Annotated in this window: 18 protein-coding genes and 3 tRNA genes; 11 read left to right on the plus strand and 10 right to left on the minus strand. The window is 55.8% G+C overall.

Annotated features, from left to right (window positions below):
* Positions 1-8: 8 nt before the first annotated feature.
* From truC to syd, 3 genes are all read right to left on the minus strand, one after another.
* A complete protein-coding gene (truC, locus tag ACMGGQ_RS16485; protein ID WP_045908468.1) occupies positions 9-785 on the minus strand; it encodes a tRNA pseudouridine(65) synthase TruC in 777 nt (258 codons plus the stop codon).
* Positions 782-1111, minus strand: coding sequence for a YqcC family protein (locus tag ACMGGQ_RS16490; protein ID WP_023309024.1), 330 nt, complete (start codon positions 1109-1111; stop codon positions 782-784). The genes truC and ACMGGQ_RS16490 overlap by 4 nt, the downstream gene beginning before the upstream one ends.
* A 632-nt stretch (positions 1112-1743) precedes the next feature.
* Positions 1744-2289 (minus strand): SecY-interacting protein, encoded by a 546-nt coding sequence (gene syd, locus ACMGGQ_RS16495; RefSeq protein ID WP_234085063.1) that lies wholly within the window; start codon positions 2287-2289, stop codon positions 1744-1746.
* A 69-nt stretch (positions 2290-2358) separates the two neighbouring features.
* On the opposite strand from syd, the gene queF reads away from it, so the two are divergent.
* From queF to xni, 5 genes are all read left to right on the plus strand, one after another.
* The gene (gene queF / locus ACMGGQ_RS16500; protein WP_021241894.1) at positions 2359-3201 is read left to right on the plus strand and encodes an NADPH-dependent 7-cyano-7-deazaguanine reductase QueF; all 843 of its coding nucleotides are present in this window, start codon (positions 2359-2361) and stop codon (positions 3199-3201) included.
* Between the two features lie 116 nt (positions 3202-3317).
* A complete protein-coding gene (ppnN, locus tag ACMGGQ_RS16505) occupies positions 3318-4682 on the plus strand; it encodes a nucleotide 5'-monophosphate nucleosidase PpnN (RefSeq protein ID WP_008499641.1) in 1365 nt (454 codons plus the stop codon).
* 515 nt (positions 4683-5197) lie between these two features.
* Positions 5198-6493, plus strand: coding sequence for an HAAAP family serine/threonine permease (locus tag ACMGGQ_RS16510; RefSeq protein ID WP_008499642.1), 1296 nt, complete (start codon positions 5198-5200; stop codon positions 6491-6493).
* Positions 6494-6558: 65 nt separating this feature from the next.
* Positions 6559-7926 (plus strand): L-serine ammonia-lyase II, encoded by a 1368-nt coding sequence (gene sdaB / locus ACMGGQ_RS16515; protein ID WP_048029187.1) that lies wholly within the window; start codon positions 6559-6561, stop codon positions 7924-7926.
* Positions 7927-8038: 112 nt separating this feature from the next.
* Positions 8039-8794 carry a flap endonuclease Xni gene (xni, locus tag ACMGGQ_RS16520; RefSeq protein ID WP_069720014.1) on the plus strand — a complete coding sequence of 252 codons (756 nt, stop codon included), beginning with the start codon at positions 8039-8041 and terminating at the stop codon, positions 8792-8794.
* 62 nt (positions 8795-8856) lie between these two features.
* Here the strand turns inward: xni and rlmM are convergent, their stop codons facing one another.
* The 4 genes from rlmM to ACMGGQ_RS16540 all read right to left on the minus strand — a co-directional run bounded on the left by rlmM (position 8857) and on the right by ACMGGQ_RS16540 (position 11878).
* On the minus strand, positions 8857-9957 hold the full coding sequence (rlmM, locus tag ACMGGQ_RS16525; RefSeq protein ID WP_048029185.1) for a 23S rRNA (cytidine(2498)-2'-O)-methyltransferase RlmM: 1101 nt from the start codon (positions 9955-9957) through the stop codon (positions 8857-8859).
* Positions 9950-10345, minus strand: coding sequence for a DUF423 domain-containing protein (locus ACMGGQ_RS16530; RefSeq protein ID WP_008499646.1), 396 nt, complete (start codon positions 10343-10345; stop codon positions 9950-9952). The genes rlmM and ACMGGQ_RS16530 overlap by 8 nt, the downstream gene beginning before the upstream one ends.
* 39 nt (positions 10346-10384) lie before the next feature.
* The gene (gene gcvA / locus ACMGGQ_RS16535; RefSeq protein WP_008499647.1) at positions 10385-11302 is read right to left on the minus strand and encodes a glycine cleavage system transcriptional regulator GcvA; all 918 of its coding nucleotides are present in this window, start codon (positions 11300-11302) and stop codon (positions 10385-10387) included.
* A 348-nt stretch (positions 11303-11650) separates the two neighbouring features.
* Complete coding sequence (locus tag ACMGGQ_RS16540) at positions 11651-11878, minus strand: YgdI/YgdR family lipoprotein (RefSeq protein ID WP_008499648.1); 228 nt, start codon at positions 11876-11878, stop codon at positions 11651-11653.
* A gap of 192 nt (positions 11879-12070) precedes the next feature.
* Here ACMGGQ_RS16540 and csdA point away from each other — a divergent pair, with 192 nt between their 5' ends.
* The gene (csdA, locus tag ACMGGQ_RS16545; protein ID WP_048224677.1) at positions 12071-13276 is read left to right on the plus strand and encodes a cysteine desulfurase CsdA; all 1206 of its coding nucleotides are present in this window, start codon (positions 12071-12073) and stop codon (positions 13274-13276) included.
* Positions 13276-13722 carry a cysteine desulfurase sulfur acceptor subunit CsdE gene (gene csdE, locus ACMGGQ_RS16550; RefSeq protein ID WP_420290293.1) on the plus strand — a complete coding sequence of 149 codons (447 nt, stop codon included), beginning with the start codon at positions 13276-13278 and terminating at the stop codon, positions 13720-13722. Before csdA ends, csdE begins: the two co-directional genes overlap by 1 nt.
* Here csdE and tcdA read toward each other — a convergent pair.
* Both tcdA and mltA read right to left on the minus strand, forming a co-directional pair.
* Complete coding sequence (gene tcdA, locus ACMGGQ_RS16555) at positions 13713-14519, minus strand: tRNA cyclic N6-threonylcarbamoyladenosine(37) synthase TcdA (RefSeq protein WP_006811804.1); 807 nt, start codon at positions 14517-14519, stop codon at positions 13713-13715. The genes csdE and tcdA overlap by 10 nt on opposite strands.
* A gap of 75 nt (positions 14520-14594) precedes the next feature.
* Entirely contained in the window at positions 14595-15692 is a 1098-nt protein-coding gene (gene mltA, locus ACMGGQ_RS16560) for a murein transglycosylase A (protein WP_021241890.1), read from the minus strand.
* Between the two features lie 208 nt (positions 15693-15900).
* Here mltA and ACMGGQ_RS16565 point away from each other — a divergent pair.
* The 3 genes from ACMGGQ_RS16565 (at position 15901) to ACMGGQ_RS16575 (ending at position 16219) form a co-directional block, all read left to right on the plus strand.
* Positions 15901-15977, plus strand: a tRNA-Met gene (locus ACMGGQ_RS16565).
* A gap of 44 nt (positions 15978-16021) precedes the next feature.
* Positions 16022-16098: transfer RNA gene (locus ACMGGQ_RS16570), tRNA-Met, on the plus strand.
* A 44-nt stretch (positions 16099-16142) separates the two neighbouring features.
* A tRNA-Met gene (locus ACMGGQ_RS16575) sits at positions 16143-16219 on the plus strand.
* An 87-nt stretch (positions 16220-16306) separates the two neighbouring features.
* On the opposite strand, the gene amiC is transcribed toward ACMGGQ_RS16575, so the two are convergent.
* Positions 16307-17560 carry an N-acetylmuramoyl-L-alanine amidase AmiC gene (amiC, locus tag ACMGGQ_RS16580; RefSeq protein WP_021242006.1) on the minus strand — a complete coding sequence of 418 codons (1254 nt, stop codon included), beginning with the start codon at positions 17558-17560 and terminating at the stop codon, positions 16307-16309.
* Between the two features lie 227 nt (positions 17561-17787).
* On the opposite strand from amiC, the gene argA reads away from it, so the two are divergent.
* Entirely contained in the window at positions 17788-19119 is a 1332-nt protein-coding gene (gene argA, locus ACMGGQ_RS16585) for an amino-acid N-acetyltransferase (protein ID WP_069720011.1), read from the plus strand.
* Positions 19120-19121: the final 2 nt, after the last annotated feature.

Raw genomic sequence — 19121 nt, forward strand, 5'->3', positions numbered from 1 at the left:
GAATGCGCTTACTCTTCATCCTGAACGTTGCCCGATACAAACTCAACCCTTTCATTTTCGGGGAGTTGTCCGAGCCAGCCAAACTGTGACAGCGCCTGCATCCAGACGTCGTCCAGCCCCGCACGGATAGTCAGAGGCTCGCCGGTAAACGGGTGCGTCAGGCTGAGCTCGCTTGCGTGTAACATCAGACGATGGCACCCAAAGTGCTCGGCCGCGCTGCGGTTCTGGCGCAAATCACCGTGTTTGCTGTCGCCAATAATCGGGTGGCGCAGATGCGCAAGATGGCGTCGCAGCTGGTGCTTACGCCCGGTTTTGGGCAGAAGCTCAACCAGGCTGTAGCGTGTGGTCGGAAATTTGCTGGTGGCCACCGGCATTTCCGTCGTCGCCATGCCGCGATAATCCGTCACGGCGGGCTGCGGGCCTTTGTCATCCCGGGCAAATTTATCGGCGATTTTGTCCAGTTCCTCCACCAGCGGGTAGTCCAGGGTGGCAGACTCGGTCAGCCAGCCACGCACGACCGCGTGGTAGCGCTTCTGGATCTGGTGCTGTTCGAACTGCTGCGCCAGCAGACGGCCAGCTTCGCTGGAAAGCCCCATCAGCAGCACGCCGGAGGTCGGCCGGTCGAGGCGATGGGCGGTAAATACATGCTGACCAATCTGGTCGCGAACGGTCTGCATCACCACCACTTTCTCGTCGCGATCCAGCCAGCTGCGGTGCACCAGCCAGCCTGACGGTTTATTCACCGCCACCAGCCACTCGTCCTGATAGAGGATCTCAAGCGTCATGCATCTTCACCGGCAAACAGGGCATCCAGTTTTTCCAGTTCGACCAGCATGACGTCGCGCGCAGGGTGCGTCGCTTCGAGCGCCATTTCATAATAGGGAGAGACAGCAAACGCCTGCGGCAAGGGGTGCCCCCCCTCAAGCAGGGCGTGCATGCGCGGAATTAACACCCACTGCAGCCACTCAAACGGGGCCAGCGTATCCAGGCAGAAGGGCTGGGTGCTGGCGAACGCTTCTGGCTGCGGCGCGGTCTCCTGCCACAGCTGATGTTGGCGCAAAAGGGCTTCGATGGCGTGCAACTGAGCACGAACGCTATCGTGTTGCGTCATAGTAACCTCAACTGAAAATGTGAACGGCGCGCAGCATAGCATTGCGAAAGGCAGAAATAAAAAAAGGGAGCACTGTAAAAACAGTGCTCCCGGTTCGTTCCGCAGCATTCCAGCTACAATTCGTGCTCCCTGCTCATCCGTGACAACTTTTCCTGAAGCCCGAAGGCCTGGTCATCCGTCTACCTTTCGCATCCTGCACACATCTTCCTGACGTGTTTGTTTCATCCTGAAACGTCCTGGCCTTCCTGACCCACCGATCATCCTGACCGGCTCTCGTTCTCCTTCCTGGAGGTGTCCCTTACGCATCCTGCGTTATCCACTTTGCTTCATCCTGAAGCCTTCCTGCAGCGCCATCCTGACGAGTCCTGTGTGAGAAACGCCATCATCCTGATGTTCGTTTCTCGTGTCGGCTTCCTGTCGACGGAGATAGAATCCGCTATTCCGCTTCGTCTTACAACCCACTCAGCCAGCGTTGTAAGACGCCGGGACTCCCTAAAAATAATAGGATGAACAACTAATCCATTGAAAAATAGAGTGATATTAATCTGAATTTAATGAGGTAATACTGAATGTTCCAGCGATCTCTCACAAACCTTGTAAGAGATCTCTCACACGCGCTGTAGCAGCATGGATTACAGAAGGGGCTCAAGTCGGGTGAGGAAATCCGCAAGAGAGGGGGCGAGAGTCTCGCGATTGCGGGTACCGATAGTCTCTTTAATCACTTCACCTGACAGGTTACAGACGGAGATAACGTCCAGCTCGCTGTCCAGCGTGGCGATAAAGAGCGTCGGAGAAAGCTTAAGGCGCTTTTGCGTGACCAGATGACCGATCAGGTTTTCCTGAACACGCTGCAGATCGTCTTCGCTCCAGGTCTGCAACAGCGTCAGCGTCATGTCCGCAAAGCGCGCAGGCATATCCCCTGCAAACTGCATGGCATAAAACGCATGAACCGCTGGTTGTACCACAATGTCCATTGCCCGTTCAACCGCATTTACATTCTGCTCGCCGGTATTCGGCTTCGGCTGCCAGATCACGTAATCGTCAAGCGAAGAGATAATGCACGGCGAAGGGACGCCATATAAATCAGCACTTTGCGGCCACGTGCCCTGCTTTTCATGCCATGCATCGCAGTAGCGGGTCGTAAAGGTAGTGAGGGCATTTGCAGTTTCGATGTCCACCGATTTCTCTCTTCTTGTCAGACAGGATAAACTCAGGCCATAAGTGTACCTGTAAAGTGGCTATGAAACATGTCTTACGAAAATCATCAGGCGTTAACCGGCTTAACGCTGGGTAAATCGACCGATTACCGCGATACCTACGATGCAAGCCTGCTGCAGGGCGTGCCGCGTAGCCTGAACCGCGATCCTCTGGGACTGCACGCGGACGCGCTGCCGTTCGTGGGTGGCGATATCTGGACGCTGTACGAACTCTCGTGGCTCAACGCGCGCGGCCTGCCGCAGGTGGCGGTGGGTCACGTTGAGCTGGACTACGCCAGCGTGAATCTCGTCGAGTCGAAAAGCTTTAAGCTCTATCTCAACAGCTTTAACCAGACCAAATTCAACAGCTGGGACGACGTTCAGCACACCCTGGAACGTGATTTAAGCGCCTGCGCGCAGGGAAAGGTGAGCGTCTCACTCTATCGCCTGCACGAGCTGGAAGGCCAGCCGGTCGCCCACTTCAACGGAACCTGCATCGACGATCAGGACATCGAGGTGGAGAATTATGAATTCAGCGCGGACTACCTCGAAAACGCGGCGAGCGGCAAGGTGGTCGAAGAGACGCTGGTCAGCCATCTGCTGAAATCCAACTGTCTGATCACGCATCAGCCGGACTGGGGCTCGGTGCAGATCCAGTACCGCGGCCCGAAAATTGACCGGGAAAAGCTGCTGCGCTACCTGGTGTCGTTCCGCCATCACAATGAATTCCACGAGCAGTGCGTGGAGCGCATCTTTAGCGATATTCAGCGCTTCTGCCAGCCAGAAAAATTGAGCGTTTACGCGCGCTACACCCGCCGCGGCGGTCTGGACATTAACCCGTGGCGCACCAATACCGATTTTGTGCCGGCGACGGGCCGGCTGGTGCGTCAGTAATATAAATATTTTCACAATATGCGCGGTATCTTCCGCGCTTTAGGTTGTGAAACGTCACGCGCCAGGGCTATTGTAATCAACAGGGAAAGACGATAATCGTCCCGTAAGGAGCTCACTTGATTACACATATTAGCCCGCTTGGCTCAATGGATATGTTGTCGCAGCTGGAAGTGGACATGCTTAAACGCACGGCCAGCAGCGATCTTTATCAACTGTTTCGTAACTGTTCACTTGCCGTTCTGAACTCCGGAAGCCTGACAGATAACAGTAAAGAACTGCTGTCCCGCTTCGAAAGCTTTGATATCAACGTGCTGCGCCGCGAGCGCGGCGTGAAGCTTGAAGTCATCAACCCGCCGGAAGAGGCGTTTGTCGACGGACGCATCATCCGTTCACTTCAGGCTAACCTGTTTGCCGTGCTGCGTGACATCCTGTTTGTTAACGGGCAGATCCACAACGCAGGCCGTTTCCAGCATCTCGATCTGGAAAGCTCGGTCCATATCACCAACCTGGTGTTCTCCATTTTGCGCAACGCCCGTGCCCTGCACGTGGGTGAAGCGCCGAACATGGTTGTCTGCTGGGGCGGTCACTCCATTAACGAAACCGAATACCTTTATGCGCGTCGGGTGGGCACCCAGCTTGGCCTGCGCGAACTCAATATCTGTACCGGGTGTGGTCCGGGTGCGATGGAAGCGCCAATGAAAGGTGCCGCAGTGGGTCACGCGCAGCAGCGCTACAAAGAGGGACGGTTTATCGGTATGACCGAGCCGTCCATCATCGCCGCTGAGCCACCTAACCCGCTGGTTAACGAACTGATTATCATGCCGGATATCGAGAAACGTCTTGAAGCGTTTGTCCGTATCGCCCACGGCATCATCATCTTCCCGGGCGGCGTGGGGACAGCGGAAGAGCTGCTCTATCTGCTGGGTATTCTGATGAACCCGGCCAACAAAGATCAGGTTCTGCCGCTGATCCTGACCGGGCCAAAAGAGAGCGCCGACTACTTCCGCGTGCTGGACGAGTTTATCGTGCACACGCTGGGTGAAGCCGCGCGTCGTCACTATCGCATCATCATCGACGATGCTGCGGAAGTGGCGCGTCAGATGAAAAAAGCGATGCCGCTGGTGAAAGAGAACCGTCGCGATACCGGGGATGCCTACAGCTTTAACTGGTCAATCCGCATTGCACCGGATCTGCAGATCCCGTTCGAGCCTTCACACGAGAATATGGCGAACCTGAAACTTTACCCGGATCAGCCGGTGGAAGTCCTGGCCGCCGATCTGCGTCGCGCCTTCTCCGGGATTGTGGCGGGCAACGTCAAAGAGGTCGGTATCCGCGCCATTGAGCAGTACGGTCCGTACAAGATCCACGGCGATCCGGAGATGATGCGCCGTATGGATGACATGCTTCAGGGCTTTGTCGCCCAGCACCGCATGAAGCTGCCGGGCTCTGCCTATATTCCTTGCTACGAAATCTGCACCTGACGCTTAGCGATATCTCATCAAAGCCGGGGCGCCCTGTTGCGCGTCCCGGCTTTTTTTATTCCTGATGTAATTCATAGGCATCACTTATATCTTTTACAAAGTTGTCACATACGCAAACGATTACCTGCATTTTGCAACCGTAAATTATCAGCCTTAATCCAAATTACCTGCCAGAAAATACTAAAAACCTATTTCTTTACAGCGAAAGACACCTATATCACGGGGCGGTCTTTCAGCGCACATGTCGTTGGTGGTAGCCTTCGCGCCCGTAAATTCTCTTTGATGTTTTTTTAACAGATAAATGGTCTAAAGATGCCCACATCATAAGTGGATTATTGCATTTGGGATCACGATCACTGATAGATTCATAACTAGAATGTATCTTTCCGCCCGCCAATAGTTACGGGCAAAAATTATTAAAAAACCGTCACTGAACGAATTTCATATTACCGTCAGGCACTTTTTCATCGGATTTGACTAAAAACCTGACAATTCGCTTCCTCCAGGAGATACAGATGGAAACCACTCAAACCAGCACCGTTGCTTCGATTGAATCCCGAAGTGGTTGGCGCAAAACGGATACCATGTGGATGCTTGGCCTTTACGGCACGGCAATCGGCGCTGGTGTACTGTTCCTTCCTATCAACGCAGGCGTCGGCGGTCTGATCCCGCTGATCATTATGGCTATCATTGCTTTCCCGATGACCTTCTTTGCACATCGCGGTCTGACCCGCTTCGTGCTGTCCGGTAAAAACCCGGGTGAAGACATCACTGAAGTGGTTGAAGAGCATTTCGGCGTGGGCGCAGGTAAACTGATTACCCTGCTCTACTTCTTCGCGATTTACCCTATCCTGCTGGTTTACAGCGTGGCGATCACCAACACCGTTGAAAGCTTCATGCTGCACCAGCTGCACATGACGCCGCCACCGCGTGCCATCCTGTCTCTGATCCTGATTGTCGGCATGATGACCATCGTGCGCTTCGGTGAGCAGATGATTGTGAAAGCGATGAGCGTACTGGTGTTCCCGTTTGTGGCCGCACTGATGCTGCTGGCCTGCTACCTGATCCCACAGTGGAACGGTGCAGCGCTGGAAACCCTGTCCCTGAGCAGCGCGTCTGCGACCGGTAACGGCCTGCTGATGACCCTGTGGCTGGCGATCCCGGTAATGGTCTTCTCCTTCAACCACTCTCCTATCATCTCCTCTTTCGCCGTGGCGAAACGTGAAGAGTACGGTAATGGTGCAGAGAAGAAGTGCTCCAGCATTCTGGCACGCGCTCACATCATGATGGTGCTGACCGTTATGTTCTTCGTCTTCAGCTGCGTACTGAGCCTCTCCCCGGCGGACCTGGCGGCAGCGAAAGAGCAGAACATCTCTATTCTGTCTTACCTGGCGAACCACTTTAACGCACCACTGATTGCGTGGATGGCACCGATCATCGCGATGATCGCCATCACCAAATCCTTCCTGGGCCACTACCTGGGCGCACGTGAAGGCTTCAACGGTATGGTGATTAAATCTCTGCGCGGTAAAGGCAAGAGCATTGAAATCAACAAGCTGAACAAAATCACTGCACTGTTCATGCTGCTCACCACCTGGGCGGTAGCGACGCTGAACCCAAGCATCCTGGGCATGATTGAAACCCTGGGCGGCCCGGTAATCGCGATGATTCTGTTCCTGATGCCGATGTACGCGATTCAGAAAGTCCCGGCTATGCGTAAGTACAGCGGTCATGTCAGCAACGTCTTTGTGGTTATCATGGGGCTTATCGCTATCTCTGCGATCTTCTACTCCCTGTACACCATGTTCTGATTCTCACCCGCGCCGTCCCCGGACGGCGCACTCCCTCCTCTCTGACTGAAAGCAATGGACGCATCATGATTAGCGTATTCGATATTTTCAAAATCGGTATTGGTCCTTCCAGCTCTCACACCGTCGGACCGATGAAAGCCGGTAAGCAGTTCACGGATGACTTGATTGCACGCGGCATCTTGCACGACATCACCCGCGTGGTTGTCGATGTATACGGCTCGCTTTCCCTGACCGGGAAAGGCCACCACACCGATATCGCCATTATCATGGGCCTGGCGGGAAACCTGCCGGATACCGTTGATATTGATGCGATCCCTGGCTTTATCCAGGACGTGAACACCCACGGGCGCCTGCTGCTGGCGAACGGCGAGCATGAGGTTGAATTCCCGGTTGACCATTGCATGAATTTCCATGCGGACAACCTGTCGCTGCACGAAAACGGTATGCGCATCACCGCGCTGGCCGGCGACAAAGCGGTATACAGCCAGACTTATTACTCTATCGGCGGCGGTTTTATCGTCGACGAAGACCACTTTGGTCAAACCAACACCTCTTCTGTCGAGGTGCCGTATCCGTACAAAACGGCGGCAGACCTCCAGCGTCACTGCCAGGAGACGGGCCTTTCCCTCTCCGGTCTGATGATGAAAAACGAGCTGGCGCTGCACAGCAAAGAGGAGCTGGAACAGCACTTCGCTAACGTCTGGGATGTGATGCGCGGCGGTATTGAGCGCGGGATCACCACCGAAGGCGTTCTGCCGGGCAAGCTTCGCGTACCGCGTCGTGCGGCAGCGCTGCGCCGTATGCTGGTGAGCACCGACAAAACGACAACGGACCCGATGGCCGTGGTGGACTGGATCAACATGTTTGCCCTGGCGGTAAACGAAGAAAACGCCGCTGGGGGCCGTGTGGTCACCGCGCCGACCAACGGTGCCTGCGGCATCGTTCCGGCGGTACTGGCGTACTACGACAAGTTTATCCGTGAAGTGAATGCGAACTCGCTGGCGCGCTACCTGCTGGTGGCCAGTGCGATTGGTTCTCTGTATAAGATGAACGCCTCCATTTCCGGTGCGGAAGTGGGCTGTCAGGGTGAAGTCGGCGTGGCGTGCTCCATGGCGGCAGCCGGTCTGGCGGAGCTCTTGGGCGCAAGCCCGGCGCAGGTGTGCATTGCTGCGGAAATCGGCATGGAACACAACCTGGGGCTGACCTGTGACCCGGTTGCCGGCCAGGTACAGGTTCCGTGCATCGAGCGTAATGCGATTGCCTCCGTGAAGGCGGTGAACGCGGCGCGTATGGCGCTGCGCCGCACCAGCGAACCGCGCGTCTGTCTCGATAAGGTTATCGAGACCATGTACGAAACCGGTAAAGATATGAACGCCAAATACCGCGAAACCTCTCGCGGCGGCCTGGCGATGAAGATCGTAACCTGCGATTAAGCCTCTCAGGAAGCCTCGTTTTGCGAGGCTTCTTCCTGTTTTCCCCACCATTCATAGTTTCATGCTGCTGACAGTGTTACCCTTCATGCATTAGATAGAAGGGAGATTATCTGTGGCCGTTCATTTACTTATCGTCGATGCACTTAACCTGATTCGCCGTATCCATGCGGTACAGGGGACGCCTTGTAAAGACACCTGCCTGCACGCGCTGGAACAGCTTATCCGCCACAGTGAACCCACCCATGCGGTCGCGGTATTTGATGACGAAGCCCGCAATACGGGCTGGCGGCACCAGCGTCTGCCCGACTACAAAGCAGGACGCGCACCGATGCCGGACGATCTTCACGCCGAATTGCCCATGCTGCGCGCCGCATTTGAACTGCGGGGCGTCCCCTGCTGGGGCGCCCAGGGAAATGAAGCCGACGATCTCGCAGCCACCCTGGCCGTAAAGGTGGCGAGTGCCGGGCATCAGGCCACTATCGTTTCTACAGACAAAGGCTACTGCCAGCTGCTCTCCCCCACTATCCGTATTCGCGACTATTTTCAAAAACGCTGGCTGGACGCGCCGTTCATCGCCAGCGAGTTTGGCGTATCGCCAGAGCAACTGCCGGATTACTGGGGCCTGGCTGGCATCAGCAGTTCTAAAGTGCCGGGAGTGGCCGGGATTGGGCCGAAGAGCGCCGCGCAGTTGCTGACCGATTTTCAGAGTCTGGAAGGCATTTACGCCCGTCTGGACGAGGTGCCAGAAAAATGGCGCAAGAAGCTGGAGGCGCATAAAGAGATGGCGTTTATCTGCCGGGAAATCGCAACGCTACAGACGGATTTACAGCTGGACGGGAATTTACAGCAGTTAAGGTTAGAACGTTAAAGCGACGACACGGTTTTGTAGGCCCGGTAAGCGCAGCGCCACCGGGCAAAACAAAGCACGTACTATCGCTCGTCGCGACGCCCGCCTACGGCCGCCCACCAGCGACGAATATGCACCGTCACCTCTTCGCGGTCGTGATACAGCTGACGTGCCTGGATCTCCACGTTAATCCCGTGTTCGTCCATCTGCTCCTGAATGTAGGCCAGGTTCTGCGACACTTCCTCATAGCGCTTTTTCATCGGCAGCTTGAGGTTGAAAATGGTCTCGCGACACCAGCCGTTTACCAGCCAGGAGGCCATCAGCGCAGCCACTTTCGCCGGTTTCTCAACCATGTCGCACACCATCCATGAGATGTTGTTACGGTTCGGGCGATAGCGGAAGCCGTCTTCACGCAACCAGGTGACCTGCCCGGTGTCCATCAGGCTTTGCGCCATTGGGCCGTTATCGACGGACGATACCCACATGTTGCGTTTCACCAGCTGATAGGTCCAGCCGCCCGGGCACGCGCCGAGATCGACGGCGTACATGCCGTTTGCCAGACGCTCATCCCACTCATCCGCCGGGATAAAGACGTGGAACGCCTCTTCCAGCTTGAGCGTGGAACGGCTTGGCGCATCGGCCGGGAAGCGCAGACGCGGGATGCCCATAAAGAAAGGAGAGTTGTTGGTGGTGTACGAATAGCCCGTATAGCAGCAGCCCGGTGCGATAAAGAAGATATGCACCACCGGACGCTTCGGCGTTTCGTAGTTCGTCAGCACGCCCGCATCACGCAGCGCCGCACGCAGCGGAACGGTGAACTTACGGCAGAATTTCATCAACTCTTTACTTTCGTTGGTATCCGCCACTTCAACGCGCAGATCGCCGCCCTTCTCCACCACGCCCTGCAGCATGCCGACAATGGGGGTGATGCGGTCTTCCGGGGGAAGATCCTTCAGCAACTCACCCGCGACAAACATCTGGCGCGCAAAGATCAGCGAGCTGAACGGCAGCTCGCGTGCCAGCTTATCCGCATCTTCAGGCTGATAGCATTCAAAAACCACGTAACCCGCGTTTTCTTTTACGCGAGCAAAGCCGAAGATTTCGCGCTTCGCCGCTTTATCGGTAATTTCCGCGGCGCACTCTTTCTCAAACCCCGGGCGACAATATAAAACAACCTTATTCATGAACAACGCCCTTGCGTTTCAGACGGATAGCTCCGATAAACATTAATACCCAACCCGCCAGGAAGCTGACGCCGCCGACAGGTGTAACAAACGCCCACAGGCGTAAATGCGAAAGTGCCAGACAGTAGAGGCTGCCGCTAAAAAGCACCGTGCCCAGCGCCAGGAAGACGCTGCTCCAGTAAAACCAGATGCTGATACGGCGCTGCATCGCCACCGCCAGCCCAAAGATCGCCAGCGTATGGAACGCCTGATATTCAAGGCCGGTCTGGATCCAGCCCATCTCTACAGCGCCCAACGACTTGCTTAAGACATGTGCGCCGAAGGCGCCCAGTGCAACAAAAATAAAGCCACTCACCGCGGCAAAAATCAGCATGAATCGGCTGGTCATGTTTAAGTCCTGAATTAATGCGTGCCCGGCACACAAACGTTATTGTTCATACCTGAAGCGGAATTTTTCTTGCTCGCTTGCCGCTTTCGCCAGTATCCACTGCCGGAAGGCGGCTATTTTACCCAGTTCTGCCTGACTGTCATGACAAACCAGATAAAACGCATTCTTGCTGACCAGTACATCATTAAAAGGGCAGACCAGGCGACCTGCCTCAATTTCGGACTGCGCCATGACGTTATTCGCCAACGCCACGCCCTGCCCGTGAATGGCAGCCTGTAACACCATCGCACTGTGGCTAAAGATGGGTCCCTGCTGCACGTTTATATGAGTAAGACCTAATTGACGGGTATAAGTTTGCCAGTCGCGTCGAGAGGCATCATGTAAAAGCGTATGCTGCGCCAGGTCAGCGGGGGACTTCAGCGCCTTGTCACCCGTTAACAGCAGGGGAGAACAGACCGGCAGGAGATATTCTGCGTATAATTTCTCAACACGCAAGCCCGGCCAGTTACCGCGACCATAAAAAATCGCGACGTCCACGTCATCGGCCAGCTTGTCTTCCTGACGATCCACGGCCTGGATTCGAACGTCTATCCCCGGATAAGCTGAGTTAAAGCTTGAGAGTCTTGGCACCAGCCACTGAATGGCAAAACTGGGCAATAAACTGACAGTCAGGGCACCTTTTGCACTGCGGGCCTGTAGCTTACGCGTGGCTTCAGTGAGCTGCGAAAAAATCTCTTTAATATCCTGAAAATAGCTCTGCCCCTCTTCGGTCAACAGCAACGAGCGGTTGCGTCGACGAAACAGCTTAAGGCCCAGAAAATCCTCCAGAGACTTGATTTGGTGACTTACTGCGGCCTGTGTCACAAAAAGCTCATCGGCTGCGCGGGTGAAGCTCAGGTGACGTGCTGCTGCATCAAAAACACGTAATGCGTTGAGGGGGGGCAATCGCTTTGACATGGTTATCTGGCTTAGATGTTAACGGAATTTAACAAATAGGAAACAACGTTTAACCTATTAGTTTTTTTTATCTGAGCCATTATAATTTGTCCGTTGAGGAACTACCAGCAAATACCTATAGTGGCGGCACTTCCTGAGCCGGAACGAAGAGCTTTTTTCGGAATGCGTGTTCTGAAGGGCTTTTGGCTTACGGTTGTGATGTTGTGTTGTTGTGTTTGCAATTGGTCTGCGATTCAGACCACGGTAGCAACGCTACCAATTTTTCACTTCCTGTACATTTACCCTGTCTGTCCATAGTGATTAATGTAGCACCGCCAATTTGCGGTGCTTTTTTTCGCCTGCGATCTGTTAATGCTCGATCTCTTTCATCTCTTTCACGTCCGTGCGGTTGATCTGCTGCTTGTTCCCGTTAGCATCTTTGTACGAAATCATCCCGGTATCGTTATCGGTTGTCGGTTTCCCTTCCGAAACGATGGAACGACCATCGTTGGTGTGCATCACGTAGTTGTTACCGGAACAGGCGCTCAGGGCAAAAGTAAACGCACAGGCAGAGATGATTGCAGCTGTCTTATTCATGATTATTCTCCTTTAGCAATTAATGCTATTCAAACCTCGATTTATAACAGGCTAAAACATCCGCCTAACACTATTTAGCATAACCTGCTTTTTTGGGGTCATCAGGATAAGCAGACAATTCCGATAGATATCAACCTCCTTGCCCTGCCGCTGAAATTGCGCGACGATCGTGATATTGAAATGAGGAATCCCATGAACGCTTTCAGTCCTGCGCAGTTCCGCGCACAGTTTCCGGCGCTGGCCGATGCCGGTATTTATCTGGACAGTGCCGCCACCGCCCTCAAGCCACAGGCGGTCATTGACGCCACGCAGCAGTTCTACAGCCTGAGCGCCGGGAACGTGCATCGCAGCCAGTTTGCCGAAGCGCAGCGATTAACCGCGCGCTATGAAGCGGCGCGCGATCGGGTTGCGCACCTGATCAATGCCGAAAGCGGGAAGAACATCGTCTGGACGCGCGGCACCACCGAGGCCATCAATATGGTGGCCCAGTGCTACGCGCGCCCGCTACTTCAGCCGGGCGATGAGATCGTCGTCAGCGAGGCGGAACATCACGCCAACCTGGTGCCGTGGCTGATGGTGGCCGAACAAACGGGTGCACGTGTGGTGAAGCTTCCGCTTGGCGCAGACCTTCTGCCCGATGTGGCCCGTCTCCCTGAGTTGATTACCCCCCGCAGCCGCATTCTGGCGCTCGGACAGATGTCCAACGTTACCGGTGGTTGCCCGGACCTGGCTCAGGCTATTCGGATAGCCCATGCCAGCGGGATGGTGGTGATGGTCGACGGCGCGCAGGGCGTGGTGCACTTCCCCGCCGACGTACAGGCGCTGGATATCGACTTCTATGCCTTCTCAGGGCACAAGCTCTACGGACCAACCGGTATAGGGGCGTTGTACGGCAAGCCGGAACTGCTGGCAAAAATGACGCCGTGGCTCGGGGGCGGCAAGATGATCACGGAAGTGACTTTTGACGGTTTCAAAACGCAGGATGTACCTTACCGCCTGGAAGCCGGTACGCCGAACGTGGCGGGTGTCATTGGCCTAAGCGCGGCGCTGGAGTGGCTGGCAGAAACAGACGTTGTTCAGGCTGAAAGCTGGAGCCGGGGACTGGCGACGCTGGCAGAGGAAGAACTGAAGAAGCGCCCGGGTTTCCGCTCGTTCCGCGTTCAGGACTCAAGCCTGCTCGCCTTTGATTTTACGGGTGTGCATCACAGCGACATGGTGACGCTGCTGGCCGGGTATGGCATCGCCCTGCGCGCCGGGCAGCACTGCGCGCAGCCGCTGCTGGCGGCGCTCGGCGTGAGCGGTACGCTGCGTGCCTCGTTCGCGCCCTATAACACACAAAGCGATGTTGACGCGCTGGTCGCTGCCGTTGACCGCGCGCTTGAAATACTGGTGGATTAATGACTCACGCTGCTTTAGCCGGACATCCGTTTGGCACCGTCATCACTGAAGAGACGTTAAAACAGACCTTTGCCCCGCTTTCACAATGGGAAGATAAATATCGCCAGCTGATTCTTCTTGGTAAGCAATTACCGACCCTCTCTGACGATCTCAAGGCGCAGGCGAAAGAGATCGCTGGCTGTGAAAACCGCGTCTGGCTGGGCGTAAGCGTGTCCGGCGAGAAACTGCACTTCTTCGGCGACAGCGAAGGCCGCATCGTTCGGGGTCTGCTGGCCGTATTGTTGACGGCAGTGGAAGGGAAAAGCGCGGCGGAACTGCTGGCGCACTCGCCGCTGGCGTTATTTGATGAGCTGGGGCTGCGCGCGCAGCTCAGCGCCTCGCGCGGTCAGGGGTTGATCGCGCTCAGCGACGCGGTACTGGACGCCGCCCGTCAGGTTCAGGCCTGACGTTCCGCCTTCGCCATCATCTTCTTCAGGGCGTGAGACACCGCCACAAAGCCGAAGGAAGCGGTCACCATGGTGGCCGCGCCAAAGCCTGAGGCACAATCCATTCTTTTTGGCCCTTCCGCCGTGCTTTTCATCGCACACACGGAGCCATCCGCCTGCGGGTAGACCAGCGCTTCGGTCGAGAACACGCAGTCAACGCCCAGCTTGCCTTTGCTGTTTTTCACAACATTAAAGTCGCTTTTCAGGCGTTCACGCAACTTGGCGGCAAGAGGATCCTGAATGGTTTTCGCCAGATCGGCCACCTGGATCTGCGTCGGATCGATTTGCCCGCCCGCGCCGCCGGTCGTCACCAGTGGGACCTTGTAACGACGACAGTAGGCGATCAGCGCGGCTTTTGGACGCACGCTGTCGATGGCGTCAATCACATAGCTGTAGCCTTTGCTCATGTACTCCGCGACGTTATCTGCCGTCACAAAGTCGTCGATCACCGTCACGCGGCACTCCGGGTTGATCAAACGGATGCGCTCCGCCATGACCTCAGATTTTGCCAGGCCGACGTTATCACGCAGGGCGTGGATTTGACGGTTGGTGTTGGTGACGCACACGTCATCCATATCAATCAGCGTGATTGCGCCAATACCGGTTCTCGCCAGCGCTTCTGCGGCCCACGACCCCACACCACCAATGCCCACGACGCAGACATGCGCATCCGCAAACAGCTGCAGGGCTTTTTCACCATAGAGACGTGCCGTGCCGCCAAAACGCTGGCGCCAGGCATCGCTGATTACCACAGACATAACACCTCAGATGTAAAAAGGGTGAGGTTCTCCTCACCCTGAACAGTAATCCGTATTGCGCTCAGAATACCACAATCAGCCGCTGAATACGTTCCCGGCACCCGGTGCGGCCTTCAGTACCCACACGCGTCCGTAGTGGTTATACCAGCCTGCACGGTGGCCTGCATCCGGGCCAATGCCCTGATAGATATCGAAGTGCTGACCTTTGATCGCGCCGCCGACGTCCAGCGCCACCATCAGACGCAGCTCATACTGGCCGTTGAATTTGCCGTTGTTGTCCAGCAGCGGGACCTCTGCCAGCAGCGTGGTGCCCGCAGGAATAATCGAACGATCCGATGCCACCGACGCACGGCCAATCAGCGGTACCGCGCTCGCCCCTTTCACCGGCGCGAAGTTTTGCGGTTTAAAGAAGACGAACGACGGGTTCTGCTCCAGCAGCTCACGCACCTCGGCCTCGCTGTGCTTTTCGCCCCACTCGCGGATCGCCTGCATCGACATGTCTTCTTTCTTCACTTCGCCGCGGTCGATCAGCACCTTGCCAATACTGCGATAGGCGTGGCCGTTTTTACCGGAATAGCTGAAGAAGTTAAGCGGTGAACCGTCGCCAAAATCAATATAGCCGCTGCCCTGAACGTCCATGATGAAGTTATCCATCAGCGAGTTGCTGTAGGCCAGAACGTAATTTTCACTCAGCGCACCGGCGTAAATTTCGGCACGCGACGGCAGACGACCGCGTTTAGGCGGCATACGGTAGATAGGGTACTGGAATTCGCCCTGACGCGTGTGTCGCGCCTGGATAACCGGGGTGTAGTAGCCGGTAAACTGAACGTTGCCGTAGTTATCGGCCCCTTCCATCTGCCAGGCGTCGATACCAAACTGGCGCATGTTGCGCGTATCACCGCCCGCCCGCAGCCAGTCCTGTACCGCGCTATAAACGTTATTCTGTGCGCTATATAAACGCGGTGACGCGTTGCGGATCTGGTAGACCTGCTCGGAGAAATCACCGGCATTAATCGGTGCGCCGACAGCATCAGGCTGATTAACTAAAGAGAAAGGCTGGGATAACTTCCCGTCTTTATACTGTTGACCGCGATCGGTCGGTTTGGAAGAACAGGCCGCAAGAATCGCTACCATTGCGCCCGCCATCAGATACTTCGCCCAACGTCCTTTCATTCTGTCTCGTCTTTAAGTTGCCCATTTCCGCGTGATGAAGATAACAAACCGCCAGGGCTAATGAAATGCGATCGCATGCCCTTTGGCAAATTTTGCGCAAAAAATAGTCCAAACAGCGCCATGTCGTTCAATTTGCATACAAAATCATGATAAATGTGAAAAAGGGGTTGCATCACAAACCTATCCGAGTATAGTGCGCATCCACGGACGCGGGGTGGAGCAGCCTGGTAGCTCGTCGGGCTCATAACCCGAAGGTCGTCGGTTCAAATCCGGCCCCCGCAACCAATTAAAATTTGATGAAGTATCTTCTACGACAGTAGAAAGACGGACGCGGGGTGGAGCAGCCTGGTAGCTCGTCGGGCTCATAACCCGAAGGTCGTCGGTTCAAATCCGGCCCCCGCAACCAATCAAATTTGAAGAAGTAAGCTTCTACAAGAGTAGAAAGACGGACGCGGGGTGGAGCAGCCTGGTAGCTCGTCGGGCTCATAACCCGAAGGTCGTCGGTTCAAATCCGGCCCCCGCAACCAACACTTCTAAAACAATAAACACCCTTAAGGGTGTTTTTTTGTATCTGTCGTTTGTGAATTTGCCGGGCGTAAACCCGGCCAAAAGATCTACCCGCGCCGCGCCAGCGTCGCCCCGTCAGAGAAATACGCACGAATCCCTGCCAGAATCGACTCCGCCACTTCCTGCTGGAATTTTGCCGTCTTGAGCTTACGCTCCTCTTCCACGTTACTGATAAACGCGGTTTCAACGAGGATGGACGGGATGTCCGGCGCCTTGAGTACCGCAAACCCGGCCTGTTCAACGCTGTTCTTATGCAGCTTATTGATGTTGCCCAGCTTGCCCAGCACCGCTTTACCAAACTTCAGGCTGTCGTTAATGGTCAGCGACTGCACCATATCGAACATGGTGTGGTCGACGTAGCGATCGCCGCTTTTGCTCACGCCACCGATCAGGTCCGAGGCGTTCTGGGTGTCCGCCAGGTATCGCGCGGCGGTACTGGTTGCGCCTTTGGTTGAGAGCGCAAACACCGACGAGCCGCTTGGCTGACGGCTGGTAAACGCATCCGCATGGATTGAGACGAACAAATCTGCGCGCTGCTTCTGCGCTTTCGCCACCCGGACCTTCAGCGGAATAAAGACGTCTTCATTGCGCGTCATATAGGCGCGCATATTGCCTTCTTTATCAATCAGCGCCTTCAGACGACGGGCAATTTGCAGGACCACGTCTTTTTCACGCGTGCGGTATTTCCCCACCGCACCGGAGTCTTCGCCGCCGTGGCCTGGATCGAGCATGATCACAATCGGACGATCGCGCCCTGCTTTCCCCGGCTGCGGACCGCTTTGCGCCGGCGGAACCTGACGCTGCAGATCGCCCTTGTTGTAGTCCTCCAGCAGAGCGAGAAGCGGATCCTGAATATCCGTCGCATTGGCCGGGTAGAGATCCATCACCAGGCGCTCTTTGAACGTCGCGACAGGCGCCAGGGCAAAAAGCTGCGGCTTCACGTTCTGCTTCAGTTCAAACACCATGCGCACGGTTTGCGGATCGAACTGCCCGACGCGCGCCGATTTAATAAACGGATCGTCGCCGCGGATCTGCGCCGCCATCCCTTTCAGCACGGAGTTGAGATTAACGCCTTCGAGATCCACCACCACACGTTCCGGGTTACTGAGGGCAAATTGCTTATATTTCAGCACGCGATTGGATTCGACCGTCACGCGCGTATAGGTCGACGATGGCCAGACGCGCACCGCCACGACCTGACTGGTGGCGGCAAGACCGACCTGACTGACGCTAAGCAACCACATTGCCCCGGCCCCTTTTAACAAACGGCGGCGGCTTATTGCTGAATTGGATCCCGACATGCTTCTCCCGAGCAAGAACACTGACTGATATACAAAATCTCCAGATTGACCGAAAACTTTAACGAATGACTCATAAACTGTCATCTATAAAAGGGTAAACAATCATACGCTAACGCACGGATTACTTATCATTTTCTGTGGGTCGCGGAAAATTTGCGCTTGCACACGCGGCCACAATCGAATAAAAATACAGAAATTACGAATAAACATTCATTAAGGGTTGTGCCATGGTGAAGGAACGTAGAACCGAACTGGTCCAGGGATTCCGCCATTCTGTTCCCTATATCAACGCCCATCGGGGAAAAACGTTTGTCATCATGCTTGGCGGCGAAGCCATTGAGCATGAAAATTTTTCCAGCATCGTCAATGACATTGGCCTGCTGCACAGCCTGGGGATCCGCCTGGTGGTGGTCTATGGCGCGCGCCCGCAGATCGACGCCAACCTGGCCGCTCACCAGCACGAGCCGATTTACCACAAACATACCCGCGTCACCGATGCCAAAACCCTTGAGCTGGTGAAGCAGGCGGCAGGTCTGCTGCAGCTGGATATTACCGCTCGCCTGTCCATGAGCCTGAACAACACGCCGCTGCAGGGCGCGCATATCAACGTCGTGAGCGGCAACTTCATCATTGCCCAGCCGCTCGGCGTGGACGATGGCGTAGATTACTGCCACAGCGGCCGCATTCGTCGTATTGATGAAGAAGCCATACACCGCCAGCTGGACAGCGGAGCCATCGTCCTGATGGGCCCGGTCGCCGTTTCAGTGACCGGCGAAAGCTTTAACCTCACCTCAGAAGAGATCGCCACGCAGCTGGCGATCAAGCTGAAGGCGGAAAAAATGATTGGGTTCTGCTCCTCCCAGGGCGTCGTGAACGATGAAGGAACGATCGTGCCGGAACTCTTCCCGAATGAAGCCCAGGCCCGCGTGGAGGCGCTGGAAGCTGAAGGCGATTACTACTCCGGCACCGTCCGCTTCCTGCGTGGCGCCGTGAAGGCCTGCCGCAGCGGCGTGCGCCGTAGCCACCTGATCAGCTATCAGGAAGATGGCGCCCTGCTGCAGGAGTTGTTCTCCCGCGACGGTATTGGTACGCAGATTGTCATGGAGAGCGCGGAGCAGATACGCCGCGCCACCATCAACGATATCGGCGGTATTCTGGAACTGATCCGCCCGCTGGAACAGCAGGGTATTCTGGTGCGTCGTTCACGCGAGCAGCTGGAGATGGAGATCGACAAATTCACCATTATTCAGCGCGATAACCTGACCATCGCCTGCGCCGCGCTCTATCCGTTCCCGGAAGAGAAGATCGGTGAAATGGCCTGCGTGGCGGTGCATCCTGATTACCGCAGCTCTTCACGCGGTGAAATGCTGCTTGAGCGCGTGGCGGCACAGGCGCGCCAGATGGGGCTGAGCAAGCTGTTCGTCCTGACGACGCGCAGCATTCACTGGTTCCAGGAGCGCGGGTTCACGCCGGTGGATATTGACTCCCTGCCGGAAACGAAGAAAGAGATGTACAACTATCAGCGCCGTTCAAAAGTGCTGATGGCGGACCTGGGATGATA

The sequence above is a fragment of the Enterobacter sp. BNK-13 genome, assembly GCF_048685015.1.
GTDB classification, from domain to species: domain Bacteria; phylum Pseudomonadota; class Gammaproteobacteria; order Enterobacterales; family Enterobacteriaceae; genus Enterobacter; species Enterobacter quasiroggenkampii.